General features: G+C 49.8%; 15 protein-coding genes. 6 read left to right on the top strand and 9 right to left on the bottom strand.

What is annotated here, in order from left to right:
* Window positions 1–45: 45 nt before the first annotated feature.
* The 8 genes from ABD031_RS11360 to tpiA all read right to left on the bottom strand — a co-directional run bounded on the left by ABD031_RS11360 (window position 46) and on the right by tpiA (window position 8642).
* Window positions 46–1308, bottom strand: coding sequence for a M24 family metallopeptidase (locus tag ABD031_RS11360; RefSeq protein ID WP_343851484.1), 1263 nt, complete (start codon window positions 1306–1308; stop codon window positions 46–48).
* A gap of 73 nt (window positions 1309–1381) precedes the next feature.
* A complete protein-coding gene (locus ABD031_RS11355) occupies window positions 1382–2320 on the bottom strand; it encodes a lytic transglycosylase domain-containing protein (protein WP_343851482.1) in 939 nt (312 codons plus the stop codon).
* Window positions 2321–2482: 162 nt separating this feature from the next.
* Entirely contained in the window at window positions 2483–4003 is a 1521-nt protein-coding gene (locus ABD031_RS11350) for a GH3 auxin-responsive promoter family protein (RefSeq protein ID WP_343851480.1), read from the bottom strand.
* Window positions 4003–4740 carry an LPS export ABC transporter ATP-binding protein gene (lptB, locus tag ABD031_RS11345; protein ID WP_343851478.1) on the bottom strand — a complete coding sequence of 246 codons (738 nt, stop codon included), beginning with the start codon at window positions 4738–4740 and terminating at the stop codon, window positions 4003–4005. Before lptB ends, ABD031_RS11350 begins: the two co-directional genes overlap by 1 nt.
* Window position 4741: 1 nt before the next feature.
* A complete protein-coding gene (recJ, locus tag ABD031_RS11340; protein ID WP_343851476.1) occupies window positions 4742–6466 on the bottom strand; it encodes a single-stranded-DNA-specific exonuclease RecJ in 1725 nt (574 codons plus the stop codon).
* Between the two features lie 91 nt (window positions 6467–6557).
* Window positions 6558–6749, bottom strand: a complete 192-nt coding sequence (locus ABD031_RS11335) for a hypothetical protein (protein ID WP_343851474.1) — start codon at window positions 6747–6749, stop codon at window positions 6558–6560.
* Window positions 6750–6926: 177 nt separating this feature from the next.
* Window positions 6927–7754 carry a 50S ribosomal protein L11 methyltransferase gene (gene prmA, locus ABD031_RS11330; RefSeq protein WP_343851472.1) on the bottom strand — a complete coding sequence of 276 codons (828 nt, stop codon included), beginning with the start codon at window positions 7752–7754 and terminating at the stop codon, window positions 6927–6929.
* Between the two features lie 126 nt (window positions 7755–7880).
* Entirely contained in the window at window positions 7881–8642 is a 762-nt protein-coding gene (gene tpiA, locus ABD031_RS11325) for a triose-phosphate isomerase (RefSeq protein ID WP_343851470.1), read from the bottom strand.
* Window positions 8643–8713: 71 nt separating this feature from the next.
* Here tpiA and ABD031_RS11320 point away from each other — a divergent pair, with 71 nt between their 5' ends.
* Window positions 8714–9226, top strand: a complete 513-nt coding sequence (locus tag ABD031_RS11320; RefSeq protein ID WP_343851468.1) for a regulatory protein RecX — start codon at window positions 8714–8716, stop codon at window positions 9224–9226.
* 247 nt (window positions 9227–9473) lie between these two features.
* Here ABD031_RS11320 and crtD read toward each other — a convergent pair whose 3' ends face one another.
* Entirely contained in the window at window positions 9474–10937 is a 1464-nt protein-coding gene (gene crtD, locus ABD031_RS11315) for a 1-hydroxycarotenoid 3,4-desaturase CrtD (RefSeq protein ID WP_343851466.1), read from the bottom strand.
* A gap of 246 nt (window positions 10938–11183) precedes the next feature.
* Between crtD and ABD031_RS11310 the strand changes: the two genes are divergently transcribed.
* The 5 genes from ABD031_RS11310 to ABD031_RS11290 all read left to right on the top strand — a co-directional run bounded on the left by ABD031_RS11310 (window position 11184) and on the right by ABD031_RS11290 (window position 20968).
* A complete protein-coding gene (locus ABD031_RS11310; RefSeq protein WP_343851464.1) occupies window positions 11184–11822 on the top strand; it encodes an RNA polymerase sigma factor in 639 nt (212 codons plus the stop codon).
* A 4-nt stretch (window positions 11823–11826) separates the two neighbouring features.
* Window positions 11827–12888, top strand: coding sequence for a FecR family protein (locus ABD031_RS11305; protein WP_343851462.1), 1062 nt, complete (start codon window positions 11827–11829; stop codon window positions 12886–12888).
* A gap of 326 nt (window positions 12889–13214) precedes the next feature.
* Window positions 13215–16601, top strand: coding sequence for a SusC/RagA family TonB-linked outer membrane protein (locus ABD031_RS11300; RefSeq protein WP_343851460.1), 3387 nt, complete (start codon window positions 13215–13217; stop codon window positions 16599–16601).
* 22 nt (window positions 16602–16623) lie between these two features.
* Window positions 16624–18255 carry a RagB/SusD family nutrient uptake outer membrane protein gene (locus tag ABD031_RS11295; RefSeq protein ID WP_343851458.1) on the top strand — a complete coding sequence of 544 codons (1632 nt, stop codon included), beginning with the start codon at window positions 16624–16626 and terminating at the stop codon, window positions 18253–18255.
* Window positions 18256–18355: 100 nt separating this feature from the next.
* The gene (locus ABD031_RS11290) at window positions 18356–20968 is read left to right on the top strand and encodes an alkaline phosphatase D family protein (RefSeq protein ID WP_343851456.1); all 2613 of its coding nucleotides are present in this window, start codon (window positions 18356–18358) and stop codon (window positions 20966–20968) included.
* The last annotated feature ends 4 nt before the right edge of the window (window positions 20969–20972 follow it).

Raw genomic sequence — 20972 nt, 5'->3', positions numbered from 1 at the left:
AAAGATTGTAACCTGAAATCCGACAATTGGTTCCCTTCTATTTACTTAGGCAAAAGGCTTGCTGATCGAAGGACTCGGCTGAGAAAACCAAACCGGCCCCGATTCGGTCATATAGACACAGTCCTCGTGCCGAACTCCAAACTCTCCCACAATCGAAATGTTCGGTTCAATACTGAAGCACATGCCTGGCTCCAGGATCTGCTTATTCCCTCGGACGGCATTGCCCCATTCGTGGCCATCCATCCCGATCCCGTGGCCGGTGCGGTGTGGTAAACCGGGCAACTTATAATCCGGCCCGAAACCGGCATCAGTCAAGACTTTTCGCGCAGCGGCATCCACGGCTTCCAAGGGGGCGCCGAGCTGTGCGGCTTTGAATCCTGCTGCCTGAGCCGCTTTTTCCAAGTCCCAAATCTCCAACTGACGGGCTGTCGGCTCCGCGCCAAAGACAATTGTCCGGCTGATATCCGAATTGTAACCCTGCACCGTGCAGCCACAGTCGACCAAGACCACATCGCCTTTTTTGAGTTTTTGCGGTTGGGAACTCCCGTGCGGGAAAGCGGATGCCTCGCCGGCATTGGCCAAAGCAAAGGCATGCCTTCCGCCCAATTTCTGATGAGCTTGCGCCACAGCACTTGAAAAAGTAGATGGGCTTTCCCCCTCTTTTAGCGCAGCAAAGCCCAGAGTCATCGCCTCGATCGTGATATCCGTCGCTCGCTGCATGAGCGCAATCTCAGCCGATGACTTAATGATCCGGCAGGGAATCGTAATCGGATCGGCGCTCACCACTTCAAAATTCGATGCAACTTTTCTGACTCCATCCGCGATGAAGAACCGAACCCGCTCCTCCATTCCAATCTTGCCGGAGCTTGCACCAGCGTCCAAAATCGCCTTTTTGATCTGCTCGTAGGGACTTTCGTCCTCCTCCCAAGGATAGATTTTGTCTCCCAATTTGGTTCCTGTGGCGAGCATTTCCTCCAATCGGTCTTCTTCGAACTTAGGACAGATGTAGCTCACTTCGCCTTTGGCTGGAATGACGACGACCATCGGGCGCTCGCTTTGTCCCCAACCCATGCCCGTGAAATAGCTCATGGTTGTGCCCGAGTCCAAAACAATGGCCGCAAAACCGTTTTTTGCCATCAGCTCCTGCGCTTTGGAAACACGTGTTTTACGCTCCTCCATAGAAATCGGAACTACATCCGCGACTCTGGAAGTCAGGCGGTCAAGATTGACTTCGAGAGAATCTGGCTTGCTCATACCGAAAGCCGAGCCTGCGGCAAAAAGGGAGGTTCCTGCTCCTAAAGCTGACATATGGATAAAATTTCTGCGTTTCATTGGTTGTAAAAAGGTTAATGGTGGTAGTATAGAAAGTTCTTGAAACAAGCTATTCCGGCAATTGGATTTCGTAAGTCTTCCCTCGCTTCACGTTCAAGTTGCGGTCTCTCAGCCATGGATTGTAGAGCTTCAGATCCTTGTAGGAACTGCCCTGATCCTTGGCCCATTTGGGCAAATCTTTGATGTCGGCATCGACGCGAATAGACTTAAGTGGGGGATTTCTATAGTAGTCGCTGGCTCGAAGATGAAAGCCAAAGGCACCTGGATTTTCAAAGATCACTTTGAAAGCAAGAATCCGAAAAAGGTAGCGGCTGGTTTCGTCATTGAGATACATCTCGTAAAAATTTTCGTGGAGTTGCTCGTCTTGCCTCCGGCTAAAACCACTTTGCCCCATGTTGTAGCTCGCCGCGACGGCAGTCCAGTCGCCGAATCTCGCATGTGCTTTTTGGAAATACTTTGCGGCAGCCAAGGTGGACTTCTCAAAATGATAACGCTCATCCACGTCTTGGGTGATTTCCAGGCCATATTCTTTGCCGGTGGACTCCAGAATCTGCCAAAAACCTCTGGCACCTGCCGGAGATCCGACATTCATCAGGGCACTTTCGGCGATAGCCAGATACTTAAAATCATCCGGAATTCCGTTTTCTTTCAACATTCGCTCTATCTCGGGAAGGTATTTCGCAGACCTCTTTAGAAGCAAAATCATATTGGATTCCCAATAGGCGTTGACATAGATCTCCCGCTCCAGGCGCTCGAGGATATCTCCATTTTCCAACGGCACCTTTTCCCCTGCAAAATCGAGCTCCTTAGGAATCTCAAACAGTCGAATGGAGTCCCTGAAATTGAGCTGCGGGGGTACAGACAATGACTCGGCAGTGATATACTCAGTCGTGGTAATCGAGGAAGGAGCCCGCCAAAAAGCCAATCCGGCCAACACCAGACAGGCAGCAAGAAGTGAATAAATGAGGGTGAGGTGAACCTTGGACATCGTGGAAATTCAAAGAAAATAATACGCCTTCAAAGTAAGCCCAATTCAAAAAACATCCGAATGGATTTCTTTGAATTGGGCCTTTTCTGCGTTCTGAATTAACAAAATGAGCTTGTTGTCCGAGAGTCCGGGCTATTGTAAACAATGGTCTGTAGACATAGTCTAAGTCATCATCTCTAAAATCTCCTCCAGATATTCCCTTGAATTGGAAAGCCTTGGCACCTTGTGCTGACCGCCGAGCTTCCCCTTTCTACCCAACCAAGCCTCAAAAAGCCCATGCTTGGCTTGATGTACGATCGGCATCTTCAGCGCGATGTCTTTGTATCTTTTCGCGTCGTAATCCGAGTTGACCTGCCGTAATTTTTGATCCAAAAGTTTGGTAAACTCCTCGAGATCTTCAGGATCATTCTGAAATTCTATGATCCATTCATGCGCTCCATTGGATCCATTTCCCTCGAAGTAAACCGGGGCTGCGGTGAAATTGGCGATCGTCGCCTGGGTTTTTTCGGCAGCAAACTGAACTGCGGCCTCGGCATTCTCCACAATCACTTCTTCCCCAAAGGCATTGATAAAATGCTTGGTGCGACCGGAAATTCTGAAGCGATAAGGCCGGGTCGAAGTGAATTTGATGGTATCGCCGATCTTGTATCTCCAAAGACCTCCGTTGGTAGAAATTACCACGGCATAGTTTTTACCCACTTCTACTTCTCTCAGAGGAACGACTTTCGGACTTTCCATGTCCCACTCCTCCATCGGAATGAACTCATAGAAAATCCCGTAGTCCAACAAGAGCAGCAACTCATCCGAATCGATCTGATCTTGGATCCCAAAAAATCCCTCTGAGGCATTGTACGTCTCCATGTAGTGCATCTTATCCGACGGAATCAACTCCCGGAAAAGGCTGCGATATGGGCCAAAAGCTACGGCCCCGTGAAAGAAGACTTCCAGATTGGGCCAGACTTCCAGGATATTTTTCGCCTTTTTTAACTCAAGAATTCTCCTCAGCAAGACAATCGTCCAAGTCGGAACTCCCGCGATGCTGGTGACATTTTCGTTCATAGTCTCCCGAGCCATCTTTTCGATCTTGGCCTCCCAATCTCCCAAGAGCGCAGTCTCCAAGCTTGGAGTTCTTGCGAATTGAACCCAGAGCGGCAGATTCTGCATGATGACAGCGGAGACATCTCCAGCTTTGGCAGTTCCTTCTGGGTTAAGTGGATTTTTCTCCAAAGTCCCACCAATAGTGAGGCTTTTCCCAGTGAAAAGCTTGGTGTCGGGATAGTTGGAGATATAGAGCGACAGCATGTCTTTACCACCCTTGTAGTGGCATTCTTCGAGACTTTCCTCCGAGATCGGAATGTATTTACTGCGACTGCCGGTCGTGCCGGATGACTTGGAAAACCACTCGATGTCAGAATTCCAAAACACGTTTTGGTGCCCCTGCATCGTTTTTTCGAAATAAGACTTAGAAGCTTCGTAGTCAAGCACAGGAACTTTGTCAGCAAAATCTGCGTAAGATCTAATCCGATCAAAGCCAAATTCCTGACCAAATTCCGTCCATTTGCCCGCCTCGATCAACTCCCAAAAAGTAGCTTCCTGAACTGGAATAGGGTTCAGTTTGAAGTTTTCAATCTGCCCGATACGGTTTCTGAAAACCCAGGTTAAAAAGCTGTTGATTACCTCCACTAGTTGAAGACTTTGCGTTTAAGCTCAAAATTACTACCCAAATATACCTTTCGTACCTGCTCATCGGCGGCAAGCTCTTCGGCAGTTCCGGCCTTGAGCAGTTTGCCCTCAAACATCAAATAGGCCCGGTCTGTGATAGAAAGGGTCTCATTGACATTGTGATCGGTGATCAGGATGCCGATATTTTTGGTCTTGAGTTTGGCTACAATCGTCTGAATCTCCTCCACAGCTATCGGATCGACCCCGGCAAATGGTTCATCCAAAAGGACAAATTTCGGATCTACGGCCAAGGCTCTGGCTATTTCTGTTCTTCTTCTTTCTCCTCCGGAAAGTACCATCCCGAGGTTTTTCCGCACGTGGGTAAGGCTGAATTCTTCCAGCAAACTTTCCATTTTTTCCTTCTGAGCCGCTTTTGGCAACTTGGTCATTTCCAGCACTGCGAGGATGTTTTCTTCGACAGAAAGCTTTCTGAAAACCGAAGCCTCTTGGGCAAGATACCCGATCCCGAGCTGCGCCCGCTTGTACATCGGGAGACTGGTGATCGGATCGTTCTCCAGAAAAATCTTCCCTTCATTGGGCTGGATCAGACCGACGATCATGTAGAAAGAAGTTGTCTTTCCGGCTCCATTCGGGCCTAGAAGTCCGACGATCTCACCCTGCTCGACCTCCACGGAGATGTCATTGACCACCCGGCGGCCTTTGTAGATCTTGACTAAGTGTTCGGCACGAAGCATCATATCAGTCAAATTTGATGTCTTTCACGTAAAGTTGCAAGCTACTTTTGTCACGGAAAAAATTCTCCCGCATCTCGGCAACGATGTCAAAGCGCATCTTGCCGCGCAGCATGTTTACCGTGGTCAGATCGGGGTCTTTGGCTCGATCAGCCATGCCAAAGCCCAGACAAACCGGAGTGGTGACCTGTCCATCCTGCACGATCTTAAATCGCAGATGCTTGTCTTTCAGTACGGTCACCTCATCTGCATACACATTGGAAATCCGGAAAACCGGTTCAGTATTGCCCGGACCGAAGGGTGCCATCTGCTTCAGAATGCTATGAAATTTGTAATTAATCTGATCCAAAAGGAGTACATCGTCGATCTCGATCACGGGTTTACGATGAACTTCCTCGATCCGCCCACTGACTACTTGTTCGAACTTCCGTTGGAATGCTGGAACATTTTCCACCGATAGGGTCAATCCGGCGGCATATTTATGACCTCCAAACTGGTCTAACAAATCAGCACATTCCGCAATGGCTTCGTAGATATCAAAGTCTACGACCGAGCGGGCACTGCCGGTAGCTTTGCCGTTGGACTCGGTGAGGATGATCGTCGGACGGTAATATTTCTCGATGCATCGGCTGGCCACTATTCCGATCACTCCTTTGTGCCAATCGTTTTTGAACAGCACGGTGGACTTCCACTCCGCATCTTCCTCCATCAATACCAGCATCTCAAAGGCCTCTTTGGTGATGTTCTCGTCAAAATTTCGGCGGGTCGAATTGACCTCATCCACAAGCTTGGCGCGCTCGATGGCTTCGTCCAGATTGGGGGCAATGAGAAGTTCAACGGAAGCCTTGGCATGTTCCAACCGCCCGGATGCGTTGATTCTCGGGCCGATTTTAAAAACGATGTCCGAGATCTGAATGTCCTTTTCGACCTTGGCTTGGAGGATTAGCGCCTTCAATCCGGGTCGCGGGATATTGTTGATCCGGTCAAGCCCGTAATAAGCCAGAATCCGGTTTTCTCCAGAAATGGGAACGATGTCGGCAGCGATGCTGACGACCACCAGATCCAAGTAGCCATAAAGCGTAGATTCCTCCATTCGTTGCCTTTTGGCATAGGCTTGGATCAATTTGAACCCCACGCCGCAGCCGCTCAACTCCTTGTAAGGATAATTACAATCGGCTCTTTTGGCGTCAAGCACCGCAACAGCAGCAGGCAAAGTATCCCCAGGCGTGTGGTGATCGCAAATGATAAAATCCACGCCCAGCTCCGATGCTAGCGCCACTTTCTCGATCGCCTTGATGCCGCAATCCAGCGCGATGATCAACTTGACGTCATTCTCGGCAGCAAATCTCACTCCTCGCTCTGATATCCCATACCCCTCCTTGTATCGGTCGGGAATGTAAAATTCTACCTGTGTGTAAAAGCCTCTCAAAAAACTGTACATCAGCGCCACCGCCGTTGTACCGTCCACATCATAATCTCCATAGACCATGATCCGCTCGTTGTTCAGCACGGCTTGTTCGATCCGGTTGACGGCAGCTTCCATGTCCTGCATCAGGAACGGATCATGCAGTTGGCCGAGAACGGGACGGAAGTAATCTTTGGCTCGCTCGAAACTTTCCACGCCTCGGTTGATCAGCATATTGGCGAGGGTAGGGTTCACGTTGATCTCCTTGCCGAGCCGCTCGATGGCTGATTGTGAAGCTTTGGGTTTTTGTCTCCAGACGTACTCCATGAGTTTTGTTTACAATGGTAATAGGGTTAAAAACCCCAATGTGAATGATTCGGGCGAACTCGGCGGCTAAAAAGTTTCCAAAACACTTAATTCAGCCCTGTTTCAATTTTCGATACTGTCCCCAGAAATAGCCTGGAAAAACCAATGCCTTCATCTTCCAGTCATTTTTCTCTTTGAACGACAAGTCTGCATCCCTATGCACTGTGCGATACATCTTTCCGGCCAAAATACAGTGACCGGAAACCACCGCAAAAAGCACCAAATAAATAATCAATTCGTTCATGTAGAAATATATATTCTGCGAATGTACTCCGTCATTTAAGCCGCAAATCCTTTTAGACAGCTGTGCATCGGGGGCTCTCTAATAGGCTGTTCTTAAGTAATAGAGCTCTGGATTTCCTCGTGAAAGATAGGTTTAGGATTTTATATCCAGCCCTTAGCCCCGAAGCTTTACTGTTTTTTAACTTTTCTGAAGAATCAGCGCAGCCCAGTTGTCTTTCGAAGACATCTTCACGAGCTTCAAGGCATAAGGCGAAGCAGCGTCCAGCAAATCCGCGATATCTTCGGTGTAAAAGCCGCTTAACAGCAGAAAGCCTTTCGAAGGCAAGAGTCCGGCGTAGACTTCCATCTCGTCGAGCAACACATTCTTATTGATATTGGCTAGTACGATCTCGAAGGTTCCCCGCGGATTGACATCCCGGATCGTCCCCAAGCCCATGCGGGTCTTAACGCCATTTAAATCAAAGTTTTCGTTACCATTGTCCACGCACCAGTCATCAATGTCGAATGCTTCTACTTCTTTTGCACCAAGCAAATGAGCCATGATGGCGAGGATTCCTGTTCCGGAACCAACGTCTAAAACCCGTTTGCCGCCATGATCGATTTCGCCCTGATGTCTCAGCATCTGAAAGGTCGTCGCATGATGCCCCGTCCCAAAAGACATCTTGGGATTGATGACGATCTCGTACTTGAAACCTGGCTGCGGAGTATGAAAAGATGCTCTAACATAGACCAAGTCTTCTACTTCAATAGGGTCGTAGTTCTTTTCCCACTCCTCATTCCAATTGACCTTTGGCATCATGCCTTCGGTGAGCGTGATTTGGGCTGCGTTCTGATAGTTGGAGATGAGCTCGTCGAATTTTTCCCGGTCAAAATCGGCTTCGGACGCATACGCGTCGATTCCGTCCTCGGTCTCAAGGAAGGAATCGAAGCCAATTTCCGCCAATTCGGCGATGAGGATTTCCCGGAATTCTTCTAGGCATTGGATCTTAAACTCGAGGTAATCCATTGGATCTTTGAAAAGATATTAGGGTAAATAAATAACTAGGTCTGTGAGAACACAGACCTAGGATTAAGAAATGGCTGACCGTGGAAAGTTGACAACTTAGGTCAACGAATGGCAGCCCTCCAAAATTTAGAATGATTTGATAATATCCAGGAAGTCTCTTGACTTCAGCGATGCGCCGCCGATCAGACCACCATCCACATCAGCCTTGGAGAAAAGTTCCTTGGCATTGCCTGGATTGGCGCTTCCACCATACAGGATGGAGGTTTCTGCGGCGATTTCTTTTCCAAACTTCGACGCGATATGTCTTCTCAGCGCAGCATGCATTTCTTGGGCTTGATCAGCAGTCGCAGTCTTGCCGGTTCCGATGGCCCAGATCGGTTCATAGGCGATTACGACCTTGGAAAAGTCCTCAGGACTCAAGCCGAAGAGGCTTTCTGTCAGTTGAAACTTCACGTTGGATTCGTGTGTACCGGCAGTTCTGATTTCCAAGGATTCACCACAGCAAAAGATCGGAATCAAACCGTGTGCAAGTGCCTGTCTTACTTTTTCGGCGAGCAGTTCGTTATTTTCTTTAAAATATTCTCGGCGCTCTGAGTGTCCAATGATCACATACTGAACCCCAAAAGACGCCAGGATTTTGGCTGAAACTTCACCTGTGTAGGCACCACCGTCTTTGTCAGAGCAGTTTTGGGAACCCAAAGCGATCCCTTCAGTAGCCCCGATCAGTTTTTTCACAGGAAAAATATGGGGAAAAGGAGGATTGAGCACAGCAATGACGTTTTTTACAGCTTCATCCTTGTACATATTTACAATCTCGGAAGTGAGCTTTTGGCCTTCTTCAAAGGTCATGTTCATCTTCCAGTTACCGGCAACGATTTTCTTTCTCATGAGAGGATTAAAATTTTGGGAGTTTGAAAAAAAGATTAAGCAAGGGTATTTTGGCTTGAAATTACCATAAAATGTCCAGTTGGGGAAAAAATAACCCGGATGATGCTCCAAAAAAGTACTGGTCGTCTGATGAAGCCAAGGGAAAACTGGAAACCTATTGTGCTTACCAAGAGCGATGTCAGTGGGAAGCCCGTCGCAAACTTTATGAAAAGGGCATCAAGGGAGATGCTGCAGAGGAATTGATCTGCGACATGATCGGAGCGGATTTCTTGAACGAGGAACGGTTCGCGAGGTCGTTCGCCCGAGGCAAGTTTCGGATGAGGCATTGGGGCAGAACGCGGATTACTAGAGAACTGAAATTAAGACAAATTAGCGCTGCTTGCATTCGACTGGGACTTTCGGAGATCGATCCGGAAGAATACTACGACACGCTACTTACCCAAGCAGAGAAAAAATGGGAGCAAACCCCTGAAAAAGATCCTTTCAAGAAAAAGTATAAAGTCATCGGCTATCTGATGTCAAAAGGATTCGAGCAGGATTTGGTGCAGGAAGCGGTGGGGACTGTCAGCGGGCAGTCGCAGTGATCAGTATCAGCGAACGAGGTACGAGCATCCTGTCCCGTCACTGCGATGAGGCACGAACGGAGCAGTCTTTGTCGATTCTCACGTCACTGCGAGCGAGGCACGAGCGAAGCAGTCTCCCAATCAGAACCTGCTTCTTTGAGATTGCTTCGGGGCGTAAAATTCCCGCCCAATTTTAGCTTGATTAAAGGCCCCTCGCAAGGACGGGTCCGTAACTCAACTTATTGAAGCATAACCGACGGCAAGCAAGTCAATCGACCATATCCGCCACAATCTTCGCCGACAGCAGAGACAGCGGAATCCCTCCTCCCGGATGAACGGAGCCGCCACAGAAATATAGGTTTTTGATGTTCGAAGAGAAGTTCGCGTGGCGAAGAAAAGCCGCAACTCGGTTGTTGGAACTATTGCCGTAGAGGGCGCCCTGAGCGGAAGAAGTTCTGGATTCGATCGATCTGGGATCCAGTATCTCCTCGACTTCGATGAGGGATTCGAGATCGGTCTTCAAAATCCGATTGACCTTGGCAATAATATTTTTCCGTGCTTCAGCTATCAGCATATCCCAGTCTTGCCCCTGATTGTTGGGCACATTGATCATCGTAAACCAATTCATGCCGCCGGCAGGTGCATCGTCAGGCTTGCAAACCGAGCTGATGTTGATGTAGACGGTTGGGTCTTCGTAAATTGATCCTTTTCGGAAGATATGTTCAAACTCCTTTTTATAATCTTCCGAAAAGAGGATGTTGTGCAGGTCAAGCTCTGGAAAAATAGCCCTGACTCCCCAGTAGAAGATCAGTGCCGAACTTGACTTGGGTTGATTGAGCAGCATCTTGGGCTGCTTTTGCTTGCTCAAGATGGTCTTGTAGGCGTTGACCATGTCCATGTTGTTGACCACCACATCTGCGTGTACCTCCTCCCCTCTGACACGCACGCCTCTCACGACTCCTTTTTCCACTAAAACTTCCTCAACTCTAGCGTTAAATTGAAATTCCACCCCCAGCGACTTGGCCAATTTAAAAACGCTGAGGGTAATGTCATGCATTCCATTTTTTGGGAAAAAAGCGCCTTTGCCAAATTCCAGGTGTGGGATGATATTCAGCGTTGCCGGGGTTTGATAGGGATCCGACCCGTTGTAAGTCGCATAGCGGTTGAACAGCTGCACCAGTTTCGGATTGGAAAATCGCTTTTCATTGGCTGCATTCATCGTATTGAAGATTCCCAGTTTCCCCATCTTCAGGTAGGATTGCATCGCTTTCGGTCCAGTCCAGGTGGAGAGGCGATGCAGGGATTTTTCCAAAAACAAGGGTGACAAATGCCTGTAGATAAAAGCCGACCGACTCAGCGCTTCATGAACATTTACCCCAGGTTCACCCAGCTTTTGCTCCACCTCTACCCCAAACCGATCGGTATCAGCCCATGCCGTCAGTCGGGTACCATCCTCCCAAAAATAGCGACAGATGGACTCAAGCCTTTGGTAGGAGAAGAACTCTTCCGGTTTTTTCCCTGCCAAAAGAAAAAGCTCATCGACAAGCTCCGGCAACGTAAACAATGACGGCCCAGCATCAAATCGATACCCCGCTTGCGCTATCTCGGTCAGCTTCCCGCCAGGATAGGAATTGGCCTCAAAGACCTCCACCTGATAGCCTTTGCTGGCCAGTCGTATGGAGGCGGCAAGTCCTGCGATACCGGAGCCGATGATCAGAGCTTGTTTGGTCATAATGCAAAGTATAACTCTATCAACCCAAAATAGGCGATGATGTTTGTAAATCGGTAATTTTCGAGGACGGCGGCAGTTCCCAACCAGAGAGTCGAAATCGCCGCCCCAAAACAGCCTCAGAAAACGCTGTTTATCTGCATAGGCTAAGCGCTCAAAAAAAACCGGCGAAATAAATAAAATTTTATGGGGTCATTTGAGCCCTTCCTTCACTCTTCTAATTGAATACTTCCGGAATTCAGAATATTAATGAACAATAACCCAAAAATATCCACTGAAAAGGCGGTTATACCCTTGAAGCATTTTGAGACGATCATGATCTACGAGGACAAGACCGACCAGGAGATCTGGAAATCCTTCAATCTAGGCGATGAGATGGCGTTCAACTACATCTACAGGATCTATGTTCGGGAGCTGTACCGCTACGGTGTGCAATTTTCCAAGGATGAGGAGCTGGTCAAGGACTGCATCCAGAATCTTTTCATCTACCTAAGGAGAAAGCGCGGAGAACTTTCTGAGGTTGTCAGCATCAAAGCCTATCTCTATAAGTGCATCCAATCGGAGATTTTCAAAAACCGAAAAACGGAAGCGCGAAACAGGAGCATAGAGGAGAATTTCGGGGAGCATAGTTTTTCCGTTGAGGTTTCGCCGGAGACCAGCCTGATCGACAAGGAATCCGCACTCAGTCGACACGAGCTGCTGAGCAGATCCCTAAACCAGCTCACGGCCAAGCAGCGCCAAGCTATCCTGCTCTTCTACGAAGATGGATTGAGCTACAAGGAAATCTCTGCGCTGATGGATTTTTCGGAAGTAAAAACGGCGCGAAAGCTCATCTACCGGGCTTTAGCGAGCTTGAAGGAACTTATCAAACCAACGACGAAACACTGACTTCATGTCTAGCAAAGGAAATATCAAAAAGTTCGAGGACTATGAGATCGAGGAGTTTCTCTCGGATGAATTTTTTGTGCAATGGGTAAAAAACCCGAACGACAACACCACCCATTTCTGGGAAAAGTGGCTGGCTGCCAATCCAAGAAAACGTCCCATGGTCGCAGAAGCCGCGGAAGTGATACGGGCGATCCATTACAGACCCGAGCCGGCCTTGAGTGACGAGTCCTATGTGAAGCTATTCGAAAACATCATCAAGGCCGACGAAGGATTGAGCTCCTTGCAACCCAACAACGCTTCTAAGGGGGAGAAATGGTATTCTTTTTTTTCCGTACGTCGGGCCGCAGTGTTCTTCTTGGTTTGCTTGGGCGCTTGGGTGATCTATTCTTCTCTGCCTGACACCACTCCAAAAGAATCGACTCCCCTCCAATGGATCACCAAAACCAACCCCAAAGGGCAAAAAACTACGGTTCGGCTAAAAGACGGCACAGTAATTCACCTCAACGCCAACTCGAGCATTTCTTATCCGGAGACTTTTTCCGAGTCAGTAAGAGAAATAAAACTCCTCAATGGTGTAGCCTTTTTCGATGTAAAAAAAGAAACCCGTCCCTTCATCGTATCGGTATCCAAGACGCAAGTAGAGGTGCTGGGCACGAGCTTCAATATCAGTCACAAAAATGAAAAGCATCTGGAAGTAGCCTTGGTTGAGGGGTCTGTAAAGGTTAAAGACATCCTCGGAAATCAGCTTATGTTAGCTCCCAGCGAAAAACTACAGATGGGTGAAGATGGCTACCTGAGCAAATCTACTTTTGACGTGATAGAGGTCACCGGATGGAAAGACAAATACCTGGTCTTCAAAAATGACGATTTCGAAGCGGTAGCCCAAAAGCTCGAAAACTGGTACGGGGTGGATATACAGACCGTCGGCGACTTCCCCAAAGGCTGGTCCTATTCCGGAATCTACCTAGACGAAAGTTTGGCCAATACCCTGGAAGGTATCCGTCAAACCTCGGAAATCAGCTATACCATAGCGGACAAAAAAGTCGTCATCAGCAAATTGAAATAGATACCATCAAGTCCAGCGGCCATGCATACGATTTGTTTTCCCGCTCGACAAACCCACTTTAACCAAAATACAACCCTATGAAAGTCCACGCAGAAAGCCCCTAGCGACACATTTCAACAAACTCCTTTGGACATCGCAGACGCTTTTGTCCCGCTCTTTTTGGTATTGCAGGAATCTATAGCCCAGAGGGCTGTCGGTTTTGAGCAATAAAAAAGCAGCAGCAGTTCGGCCAGGAACATGCTGCTGCCAGTACCCTTGCCTTTGAGCTTCAATCTCTCCAAAGGCAAGTCGATTAAGTATTTGCACACATTAATCTTCACAATTGTATGAAAAAACCAATACTTGGACAATTGCTTATGCTGTCTAAAAGAATACTGTACGCCTTTGCTCTCCAGCTGTTCTTTGTCACATTCCTGCTCGCCAGCGAGGGGAATGCCCAGAGAAAAACAGTGGAACAGGTCCTAGTGACCGTACAGCTAACTGACTCAGATCTGGCTTCGGTATTTTCGTCTATCGAGAAACAGACGAATTTCAAATTCACCTACAATACCGGAGTGGTTGACTTGACACAAAAAGTCACCCTAAACCGAAAAAAAACCGTCCTCTACGAGGTGCTCACCGACATGATCAAGCAGACTGGGCTGTCCTTTATGCAGATCAACGAAAATATCCACGTAAGGCCGAGTGCCTCCGGGGTAACCGCTGCCGTGAGCATCGAAAAATCCGAAGCCCAGGACATCTCCGGCACAGTCACTGACCCCAGCGGATTGGGACTGCCCGGAGTCACCATCATCGTAGAGGGCACGACCAAGGGTACGGTCACCGATGTGGACGGCAACTATTCTCTGGACGTCGAGCCGGGAGAAGTTCTTGTCTTTTCATTTATAGGCTACAAAAGCCAACGCGTGACGGTCCATAATCAGGCTGTGGTCGACCTCGTGCTACAGGAAGACGAAAAATCCCTGGATGAGATCGTCGTCGTCGGATACGGTGAGCAAAAGAAAGCAGATGTCATCGGTGCAGTCTCTCAACTTTCGGCTGATAACATCGACAACCGTCAGGTCACCAATGTATCCAATATCCTGACCGGCCAGATCCCCGGAGTCACCGTCATCCAGAGAGGTGGCAGACCGGGCGACAGCGGCGGACAAATCAGCATTCGTGGTGTCGGATCTTTTGGAGCGGGCACCAACCCGCTGATCCTCGTGGATGGTATCCCGACCAACTCATTCAATGAGATCGATCCCAATGACATCGCGTCGATCTCCGTCCTCAAAGACGCCTCCTCGGCCGCTATCTATGGAGCCCGAGCAGCCAACGGCGTCATCTTGGTCACCACCAAGACTGGCACCAATGAACAGGTGAAGATCACCTACAGCGGCTACGTTGGTTTTCAGAAAGCCACGGAATATCCTGAATTCGTCAACTCATGGGAGTTTGCCGAACTCTACAATGAAGCCGACGGCAGCGAAGTCTATACTGCCGAAGACATCCAAAAATACCGAGACGGATCTGATCGCGACAATTATCCCAATTCCGATTTCATCGGGCAGGTTTTGACCAAAAACCCGGTTCAGACGCAGCACAATCTCACCGTCAACGGCGGCTCCAAAACCAGCAGATACAACCTGTCTTTCGGCTATTTGTTTCAAGATGGACTGGTGGAGAGAAACAACTATTCCCGCTACAATGTCCGCTTGAATCTTGAAAACGATCTCAACTCCAAGCTGAAACTCACGACTAGATTGGCCTTGATCAATTCATTGACCAATGAACCCTCAGCACCGGCGACGCTTGATTTTTCAGACATGCTGGGTATCATCGGACAGTCTGTTCGCTTTCCGGCTATCTATGTGGACCGGTATTCCAACGGTGACTACGGACTGGGTGTCGTCGGCAAGGGAACGCCGCTTTCCTATCTCCAGAATGATTCCTTTTTCAAATCCAAAGGACTCGATATCAACTCCAACCTCAAGTTGGATTATCAGATGACCAAGGATCTGAGGTTCTCCCTGATCGGTGCCTTCAATCAGACTATCCTGGACGAAAAGCGGCTTTTCGCCTCGCAAGTGCTCAATCCCTCGATCACGCTCGGCCCCAATGAACTCCGGCTCAATGACGAAAAGAATTACTACAAGACCATTCAGGCAGTAGCCAACTACACCAAAGTGTTCGGGATGCACAAGCTGGACATTCTTGGAGGTTATTCTTTTGAAGACAACCTCTTCGAATACACCACTACCTCCCGAGACAAGCTTGCCAACAACGACCTCCCTCAGCTCAACGTGGGAGCACCGGATAATCAGAAAAACACCGGCAGTGCCTCAGAGTGGGCGCTGATGTCACTGTTCGGCAGGATCAAATACGACTACCTCGAAAAGTATCTCTTCGAAACCACCATGCGCTATGACGGCTCATCCAGATTCCCGACAGATGAAAAGTTTGCGTTTTTCCCTTCGGCAGCCGTGGGCTGGAGAATTTCCGAGGAGGCATTCTTGAAAGACAAGACCAACTGGCTAGACGATCTAAAGCTCAAAGCGTCTATCGGGATCTTGGGTAATCAAAACATCGGAAACTACCCGTATCAAAACACGCTGAACCTGGGGCAGAATTATTCCTATGGCGGCAACGTGAGCACGGGTTTGACAAGAAACGTGATCACAGATTCTACCCTGCATTGGGAAAGTACCCGCACCCTGGACATTGGGATGGATGTGAGTCTCTTGGAGGGAAAGATCAATTTCGGAGCGACTTATTTCAACCGCTTCACCTATGACATCCTAAACAGTCCGGCTTCCAGTGTCTCCACGATCGTCGGGTTTGGGCTTTCGCAGCAAAACTCCGGCGAACTCCGAAACTCGGGGATGGAACTGGTAATGGACTATCGCCACACCGGCAATACATTTAACTTCCGGGCAGGGGGCAACCTCACCATCATCACCAACGAAGTCGAAGACCTCGGCGTAGGGAATGTGACGCAACCCAATGGCATGGTCGGCAACGGCAGCTCGCTGTTTATCGGCTATCCGATGAACATTTATTACGGATATCAGGCCGAGGGCTTGTTTGTAGATCAGGAAGATGTGAACACCTGGCCGTCCATGACAGCCATCAATCCCAACCCGAAACCCGGGGATATCCGCTACAAGGACATCAGTGGACCGGATGGTGTGCCCGATGGCAAAGTAGATCCTACCTACGATCGTATCGTGCTGGGTAGTCAGATCCCAAAATTCAACTTTGGCCTCAACCTGGGTGCCGACTACAAAGGTTTTGACTTTAGCATGCTGATCCAGGGAATCGCCGGAGTCAAAGGCAACCTGAGCGGTGACGCAGGATATGCATTCAACAACCAAGGCGGAGTGCAAAGATGGCAGATGGAAGAGCGCTGGACTGCTGACAATCCCGATCGAAATGCCGGCTATCCACGACTAGAGTTCATCTCGAATTCCGGTACGCCAAACACGCAGATGTCCTCCTTTTGGACACTTGACGGCTCCTATGTCAAATTGAGAAACGTTCAGTTGGGCTACAGCCTGTCTCCCGCGGCACTTGAAAAGCTGAAAGTGTCCAATCTGAGAATGTACGTCAGTGCAGAGAACATCTTCACCTGGAGCAACTACCGACAAGGATGGGACCCTGAGGTCAATACCGCCAGAGCGTACTATCCTATCCTGGGCAATTACACCTTTGGTGTCAACCTCCAGTTTTAATTCAATCTCACCTAAGACTAGAATGAATAAGCTATATAAATTTCTAAGCGCAGCTCTTTTATCCACCACCTTGCTTTCCTGTGTGGATCAGTTGGATAAATCGCCGCTCGACAGCTTCGACAATGCGACCTTCTGGACCACGGAAGGCAATGCCCAATTGGCACTAACCGGAGTTTACCGCGGGGGAATAGTCCAAAACGGCACCTCGGTCAACCCCTCCAACTGGTGGGCCTACGACGGGCTTCTCTTCTTGGAGTTTGCCTCCGACAATGCCTATGACCGACGTGGCGACAACTCGGCCTTTCACCGGCTTTCCAACGGCACCCTGACTCCGAGCATCAATATCTTGGGATCGTATTGGGCCTCTTCCTACAAGAACATCGCAAATGCCAATTTCTTCCTCGAAAACATCGACCAGGTACCGATGGATCAGGGGAGAAAAGACCGCATGAAAGCGGAGGTGCGATTTCTCAGGGCAGCACAATACTTCTACATGTCCCAATATTGGGGTAGCGTGCCTTTGGTCCTCAGAACCCTGAGTCCAGAAGAAGCCAACTCTGTCAGCAAGGCGTCCAAGTCGGAGATCGTCGATTTCCTCCTGAGCGAGTTTTCCGAGATCACCGATTTCCTTCCCAGTCACAAAAATCTCCCAGCCACCGAACGCGGCCGGGTGACCCAGCAGACTGTTTTGGCATTCAAAGGCAGGCTGGAGCTTTCTGAGAAAAGATGGGCTGATGCCGAAGCCACCTATGGCGAAATCATCCAAATGGGCGAAAACATCATCGACCCAGACTATGCTGGATTGTTTTTGAAAGCGAATGAAACAAGCAACGAGATCATCTTCAGCACTCAATACATCGACAATCTCGGTGCCAATGGAATGCTGCAGCACTTCTTCCCGGCATTGGCCGGTGGATGGCATCTCTACAATCCACTGGGTAGCTTGGTCGAGTCCTACGACTTCACAGACGGCAGTGCTTTCAGCTTCGACAGCCCGCTTTACGATCCAAAAGATGTCGCAAAAAACAGGGATCCACGGCTCAAAGCAACGATCCTTTTCGACGGATCCACCTTCAAAGGAACCTACATCACGCATCCTGATTCCTCCTCTTCACCCGATCAGCTCGGGGCAGGCAAGCAAACCACGCAAAGCGGCTTTGGGCTGAAGAAATTCGTGGACGAAAGCTTCTCCGGAAATCTCACCAACTACGGTGGAAACACGCCGATCATCCGTTATGCAGAAGTGCTCCTGAGCTACCTCGAAGCAAAACTGGAAGGCGGTAAAGCCATCACGCAAGCTGATCTGGATGCCACGATCAACAGAGTCCGGGGCAGAGCATCCGTAGGAATGCCACCGATCACGACCACCTCTTCCAACGAATTGAGAGAGATTCTGAGAAAAGAGCGACGTGTGGAGATGGCCTGTGAGGGCATTCGCTATTGGGATCTTCTACGGTGGGGTACTGCAAAGGACGTCTTGAACGCAGATTTCTACGGCGCCTCGTTTCCAGGTGCCAAAAAGATGAAGATGAAAGACGGGAAACCTGACCCCAAAAGCAGATGGTATGTCACGACACGCAAATTTCGCGAGGGAGTGGACAATTTCTGGCCAGTTCCCCAAAGTGAAGTCAACATCAATCCCGGACTTCAGTAGTCGAAATTTCAACTAACCTTTCACCTTCCTCCAGACAGGCCGTATATTGGCCTTTCTGGAGGAATTTACTTCCAATACCCAACCTTTTGAACTTTCCTCTATGAAGCGACGATCGGCCGTGAAGGCCATGGCTCTGACCTCCTTTTCCACCCCATTTCTTTTCAGCCAGGGTTTTACCGGCATACGTCAGTTGTTTGCCAGCCCTACCCCAGCCTACCAGAGCACCTGGGAAAACTGGCCTGACCTCCACTGGATCGGCCCCGAATTTTGGGGAAATCGGCTCCAGGACTGGGAGATCCAAGGCGGCAAAGCTGCCTGCGTAATCTCCGGACCCAACCGTACCCTCCACATTCTCACCCATCAACTGCAGGATGGAAAGCAGGACTTTGAGCAGAGCATCACGCTCCATTGGCGCAATGACACTGTCAAAGGCAAGTCCAAGGCCTATGCGGGATTCCGCGTCGGCGCCAAGGGAAAGTTTGCCGACTACCGCTCCGCAGCCGTCTTCGGACAGGGCTTGGACCTAGGTGTCAATGGCCTGGGACAGCTGCAGATCGGCGAGCAAAGCAGCGACGCGAGCCTAGACTTGAGCCAGGCTATCTATCTTCGTATGCAGGCCAAGTGGTCGGGAAATGCATATTCCCTCACGCTCTCCGCCTCCAATGATCCCAGCTTTGCGAAGCCAATCCAGATCCAATCCGAAGGCTTGAAGCCCGAAGACTTGAGCGGCAACTTGGCTATCATCGCCCACACGCCCAAGGAGGACCAAGCCGACGAGGCCTTGGCGGCTTTCGCCGACTGGAAGTTTTCCGGGGAAAAAATCACCGCCGATACAAAACAGATCTTTGGTCCCATTGTCTTTGCGCAATACACCGTCCATCGCAAGGTTCTCAAGCTCACCGCCCAGCTAGCTCCCGTGGAGAAAGTATCCGGTCTGGAAGTCCAGCTGCAGCTTCACCAAGGCGGAAAGTGGGAAACCGTGGCCATTTCTGCCCTTGATCTGGAAGGGAGATATGCCCATTTCCGTGTGGAAAACTGGGACAAAAAGGAGATGGTACCCTATCGGGTCTTCCTGGATTTCCCACTCAAAAACGGAAAGCAGGAGTTTTTCTACGCTGGTGAAATTGCCACGCAACCCAACCCATCCGAAAACCTCAAAGTAGCCGTATTCAGCTGCAATGCAGACTATGGCTTTCCTGACCAGGAGGTCAGCGACCATGTCAACCTGCACCAGCCGGATATGGCGATGTTTCTCGGAGACCAGTTTTACGAAGGCACCGGAGGCTTTGGCATTCAAACCAGTCCGCTGGAGAAGGCCTACCTGGACTACCTCCACAAGTGGTACATGTTTGGCTGGTCCTATCGGGAGATTTTCCGAAATATCCCAGCAGCCATCATCCCCGACGACCACGACGTCTATCACGGCAACGTCTGGGGCGAAGGCGGGGAGCATGCGCCATCGGATGAGGGATGGGGCTACGTGGCCCAAGACCAAGGCGGCTACAAGATGCCAGCTGCTTGGGTCAATATGATCCAGCGCACGCAGACCTGCCACCTGCCGGATGCTTTTGACCCGACTCCCGTGAAGCAGGGGATCGGCGTGTACTATACCGACTGGGTCTATGGAGGAGTGAGCTTCGCGATCCTCGAGGATAGAAAGTTCAAAACCGCTCCCAAAAACATCCTTCCCAAAGAAGCCCAGGTCGTCAACGGCTTTATCCAAAACCTGGACTTCGACATCAAGAAACACTACGACATCGATGCGGATCTCCTGGGACAGCGCCAGATGGACTTCTTGGAAAACTGGATCCAAGACTGGGATGTCGATATCCAGATGAAGTCCGTCCTCTCCCAGACCAACTTCTGCACCGTCGCCACGCTGCCCGAAGGCAGCATCATCGATAGCATAGTGCCTCGGCTTCCGATTCCAAAATTTGGGGAATACGTGTCTGGAGACGCTCCGACGACGGATATGGACTCCAACGGCTGGCCTCAAAAAGGCCGGGACGAAGCCGTCCGAACGATCCGGAAGTCCTTTGCCCTTCACATCGCGGGAGACCAGCACTTGCCCTCCACCGTGCAATACGGCGTGGATGAGTTTGGCGACTCCGGCTTCGCCTTTGCAGGCCCGGCACTGAACAATCTTTTCCCAAGAAGATGGTGGCCCAAAGTCCCCGAGGGTCATCAGCCTATCCCCGGAAAAGCTCCCAACACCGGCAACTACCACGACGGCTTTGGCAACAAGATGACCATCCATGCCGTGGCAAACCCCTACCAAACAGGCATCTTGCCTGCCCTCATACACGATCGCAGTACGGGCTACGGGATCATTACTTTTGACAAAAAGAACCGATCCATGGCAATCGAATGCTGGCCCAGGTATGTAAATCCGGTGAAAAACCCCAAGGGTCAATTTGCCGGCTGGCCCATCCAAATCTCCGAGGCAGACAACTACGGGAGAAAAGCCGCTGGCTTCTTGGACACCCTCAAATTTCAGGGAGTGGAGAGCCCCTTGGTATCGGTCTTCAACGAAACGACCGGTGAGTTGGAATACAACCTGAGAGCGAATGGGGGGACTTTTGCCCCAAAAACATTCTCCGATAGCCCACACCGCGTCGAGGTCAAAAACCTTCAGACGGGGGAAACGAAGTCCTTTCCAGGTTTGAAACCAAGCCCAACAAGCGCTGGGGAGATCCTTATCGCTTTTTCCTAAAACC

Source organism: Algoriphagus jejuensis (genome assembly GCF_039523455.1).
GTDB classification, from domain to species: domain Bacteria; phylum Bacteroidota; class Bacteroidia; order Cytophagales; family Cyclobacteriaceae; genus Algoriphagus; species Algoriphagus jejuensis.
Note: the sequence above shows the minus strand (reverse complement) of the source record. Positions and strands in the feature narration are given on the sequence as shown.

Bases quoted from the DNA above. Each gene is read 5' to 3' on its own strand.
- ABD031_RS11360 (WP_343851484.1), bottom strand. From the start codon at position 1,308: ATGTCAGCTTTAGGAGCAGGAACCTCCCTTTTTGCCGCAGGCTCGGCT.
- ABD031_RS11355 (WP_343851482.1), bottom strand. From the start codon at position 2,320: ATGTCCAAGGTTCACCTCACCCTCATTTATTCACTTCTTGCTGCCTGT.
- lptB (WP_343851478.1), bottom strand. From the start codon at position 4,740: ATGATGCTTCGTGCCGAACACTTAGTCAAGATCTACAAAGGCCGCCGG.
- recJ (WP_343851476.1), bottom strand. From the start codon at position 6,466: ATGGAGTACGTCTGGAGACAAAAACCCAAAGCTTCACAATCAGCCATC.
- ABD031_RS11335 (WP_343851474.1), bottom strand. From the start codon at position 6,749: ATGAACGAATTGATTATTTATTTGGTGCTTTTTGCGGTGGTTTCCGGT.
- prmA (WP_343851472.1), bottom strand. From the start codon at position 7,754: ATGGATTACCTCGAGTTTAAGATCCAATGCCTAGAAGAATTCCGGGAA.
- tpiA (WP_343851470.1), bottom strand. From the start codon at position 8,642: ATGAGAAAGAAAATCGTTGCCGGTAACTGGAAGATGAACATGACCTTT.
- ABD031_RS11320 (WP_343851468.1), top strand. From the start codon at position 8,714: ATGTCCAGTTGGGGAAAAAATAACCCGGATGATGCTCCAAAAAAGTAC.
- crtD (WP_343851466.1), bottom strand. From the start codon at position 10,937: ATGACCAAACAAGCTCTGATCATCGGCTCCGGTATCGCAGGACTTGCC.
- ABD031_RS11310 (WP_343851464.1), top strand. From the start codon at position 11,184: ATGAACAATAACCCAAAAATATCCACTGAAAAGGCGGTTATACCCTTG.
- ABD031_RS11305 (WP_343851462.1), top strand. From the start codon at position 11,827: ATGTCTAGCAAAGGAAATATCAAAAAGTTCGAGGACTATGAGATCGAG.
- ABD031_RS11300 (WP_343851460.1), top strand. From the start codon at position 13,215: ATGAAAAAACCAATACTTGGACAATTGCTTATGCTGTCTAAAAGAATA.
- ABD031_RS11295 (WP_343851458.1), top strand. From the start codon at position 16,624: ATGAATAAGCTATATAAATTTCTAAGCGCAGCTCTTTTATCCACCACC.
- ABD031_RS11290 (WP_343851456.1), top strand. From the start codon at position 18,356: ATGAAGCGACGATCGGCCGTGAAGGCCATGGCTCTGACCTCCTTTTCC.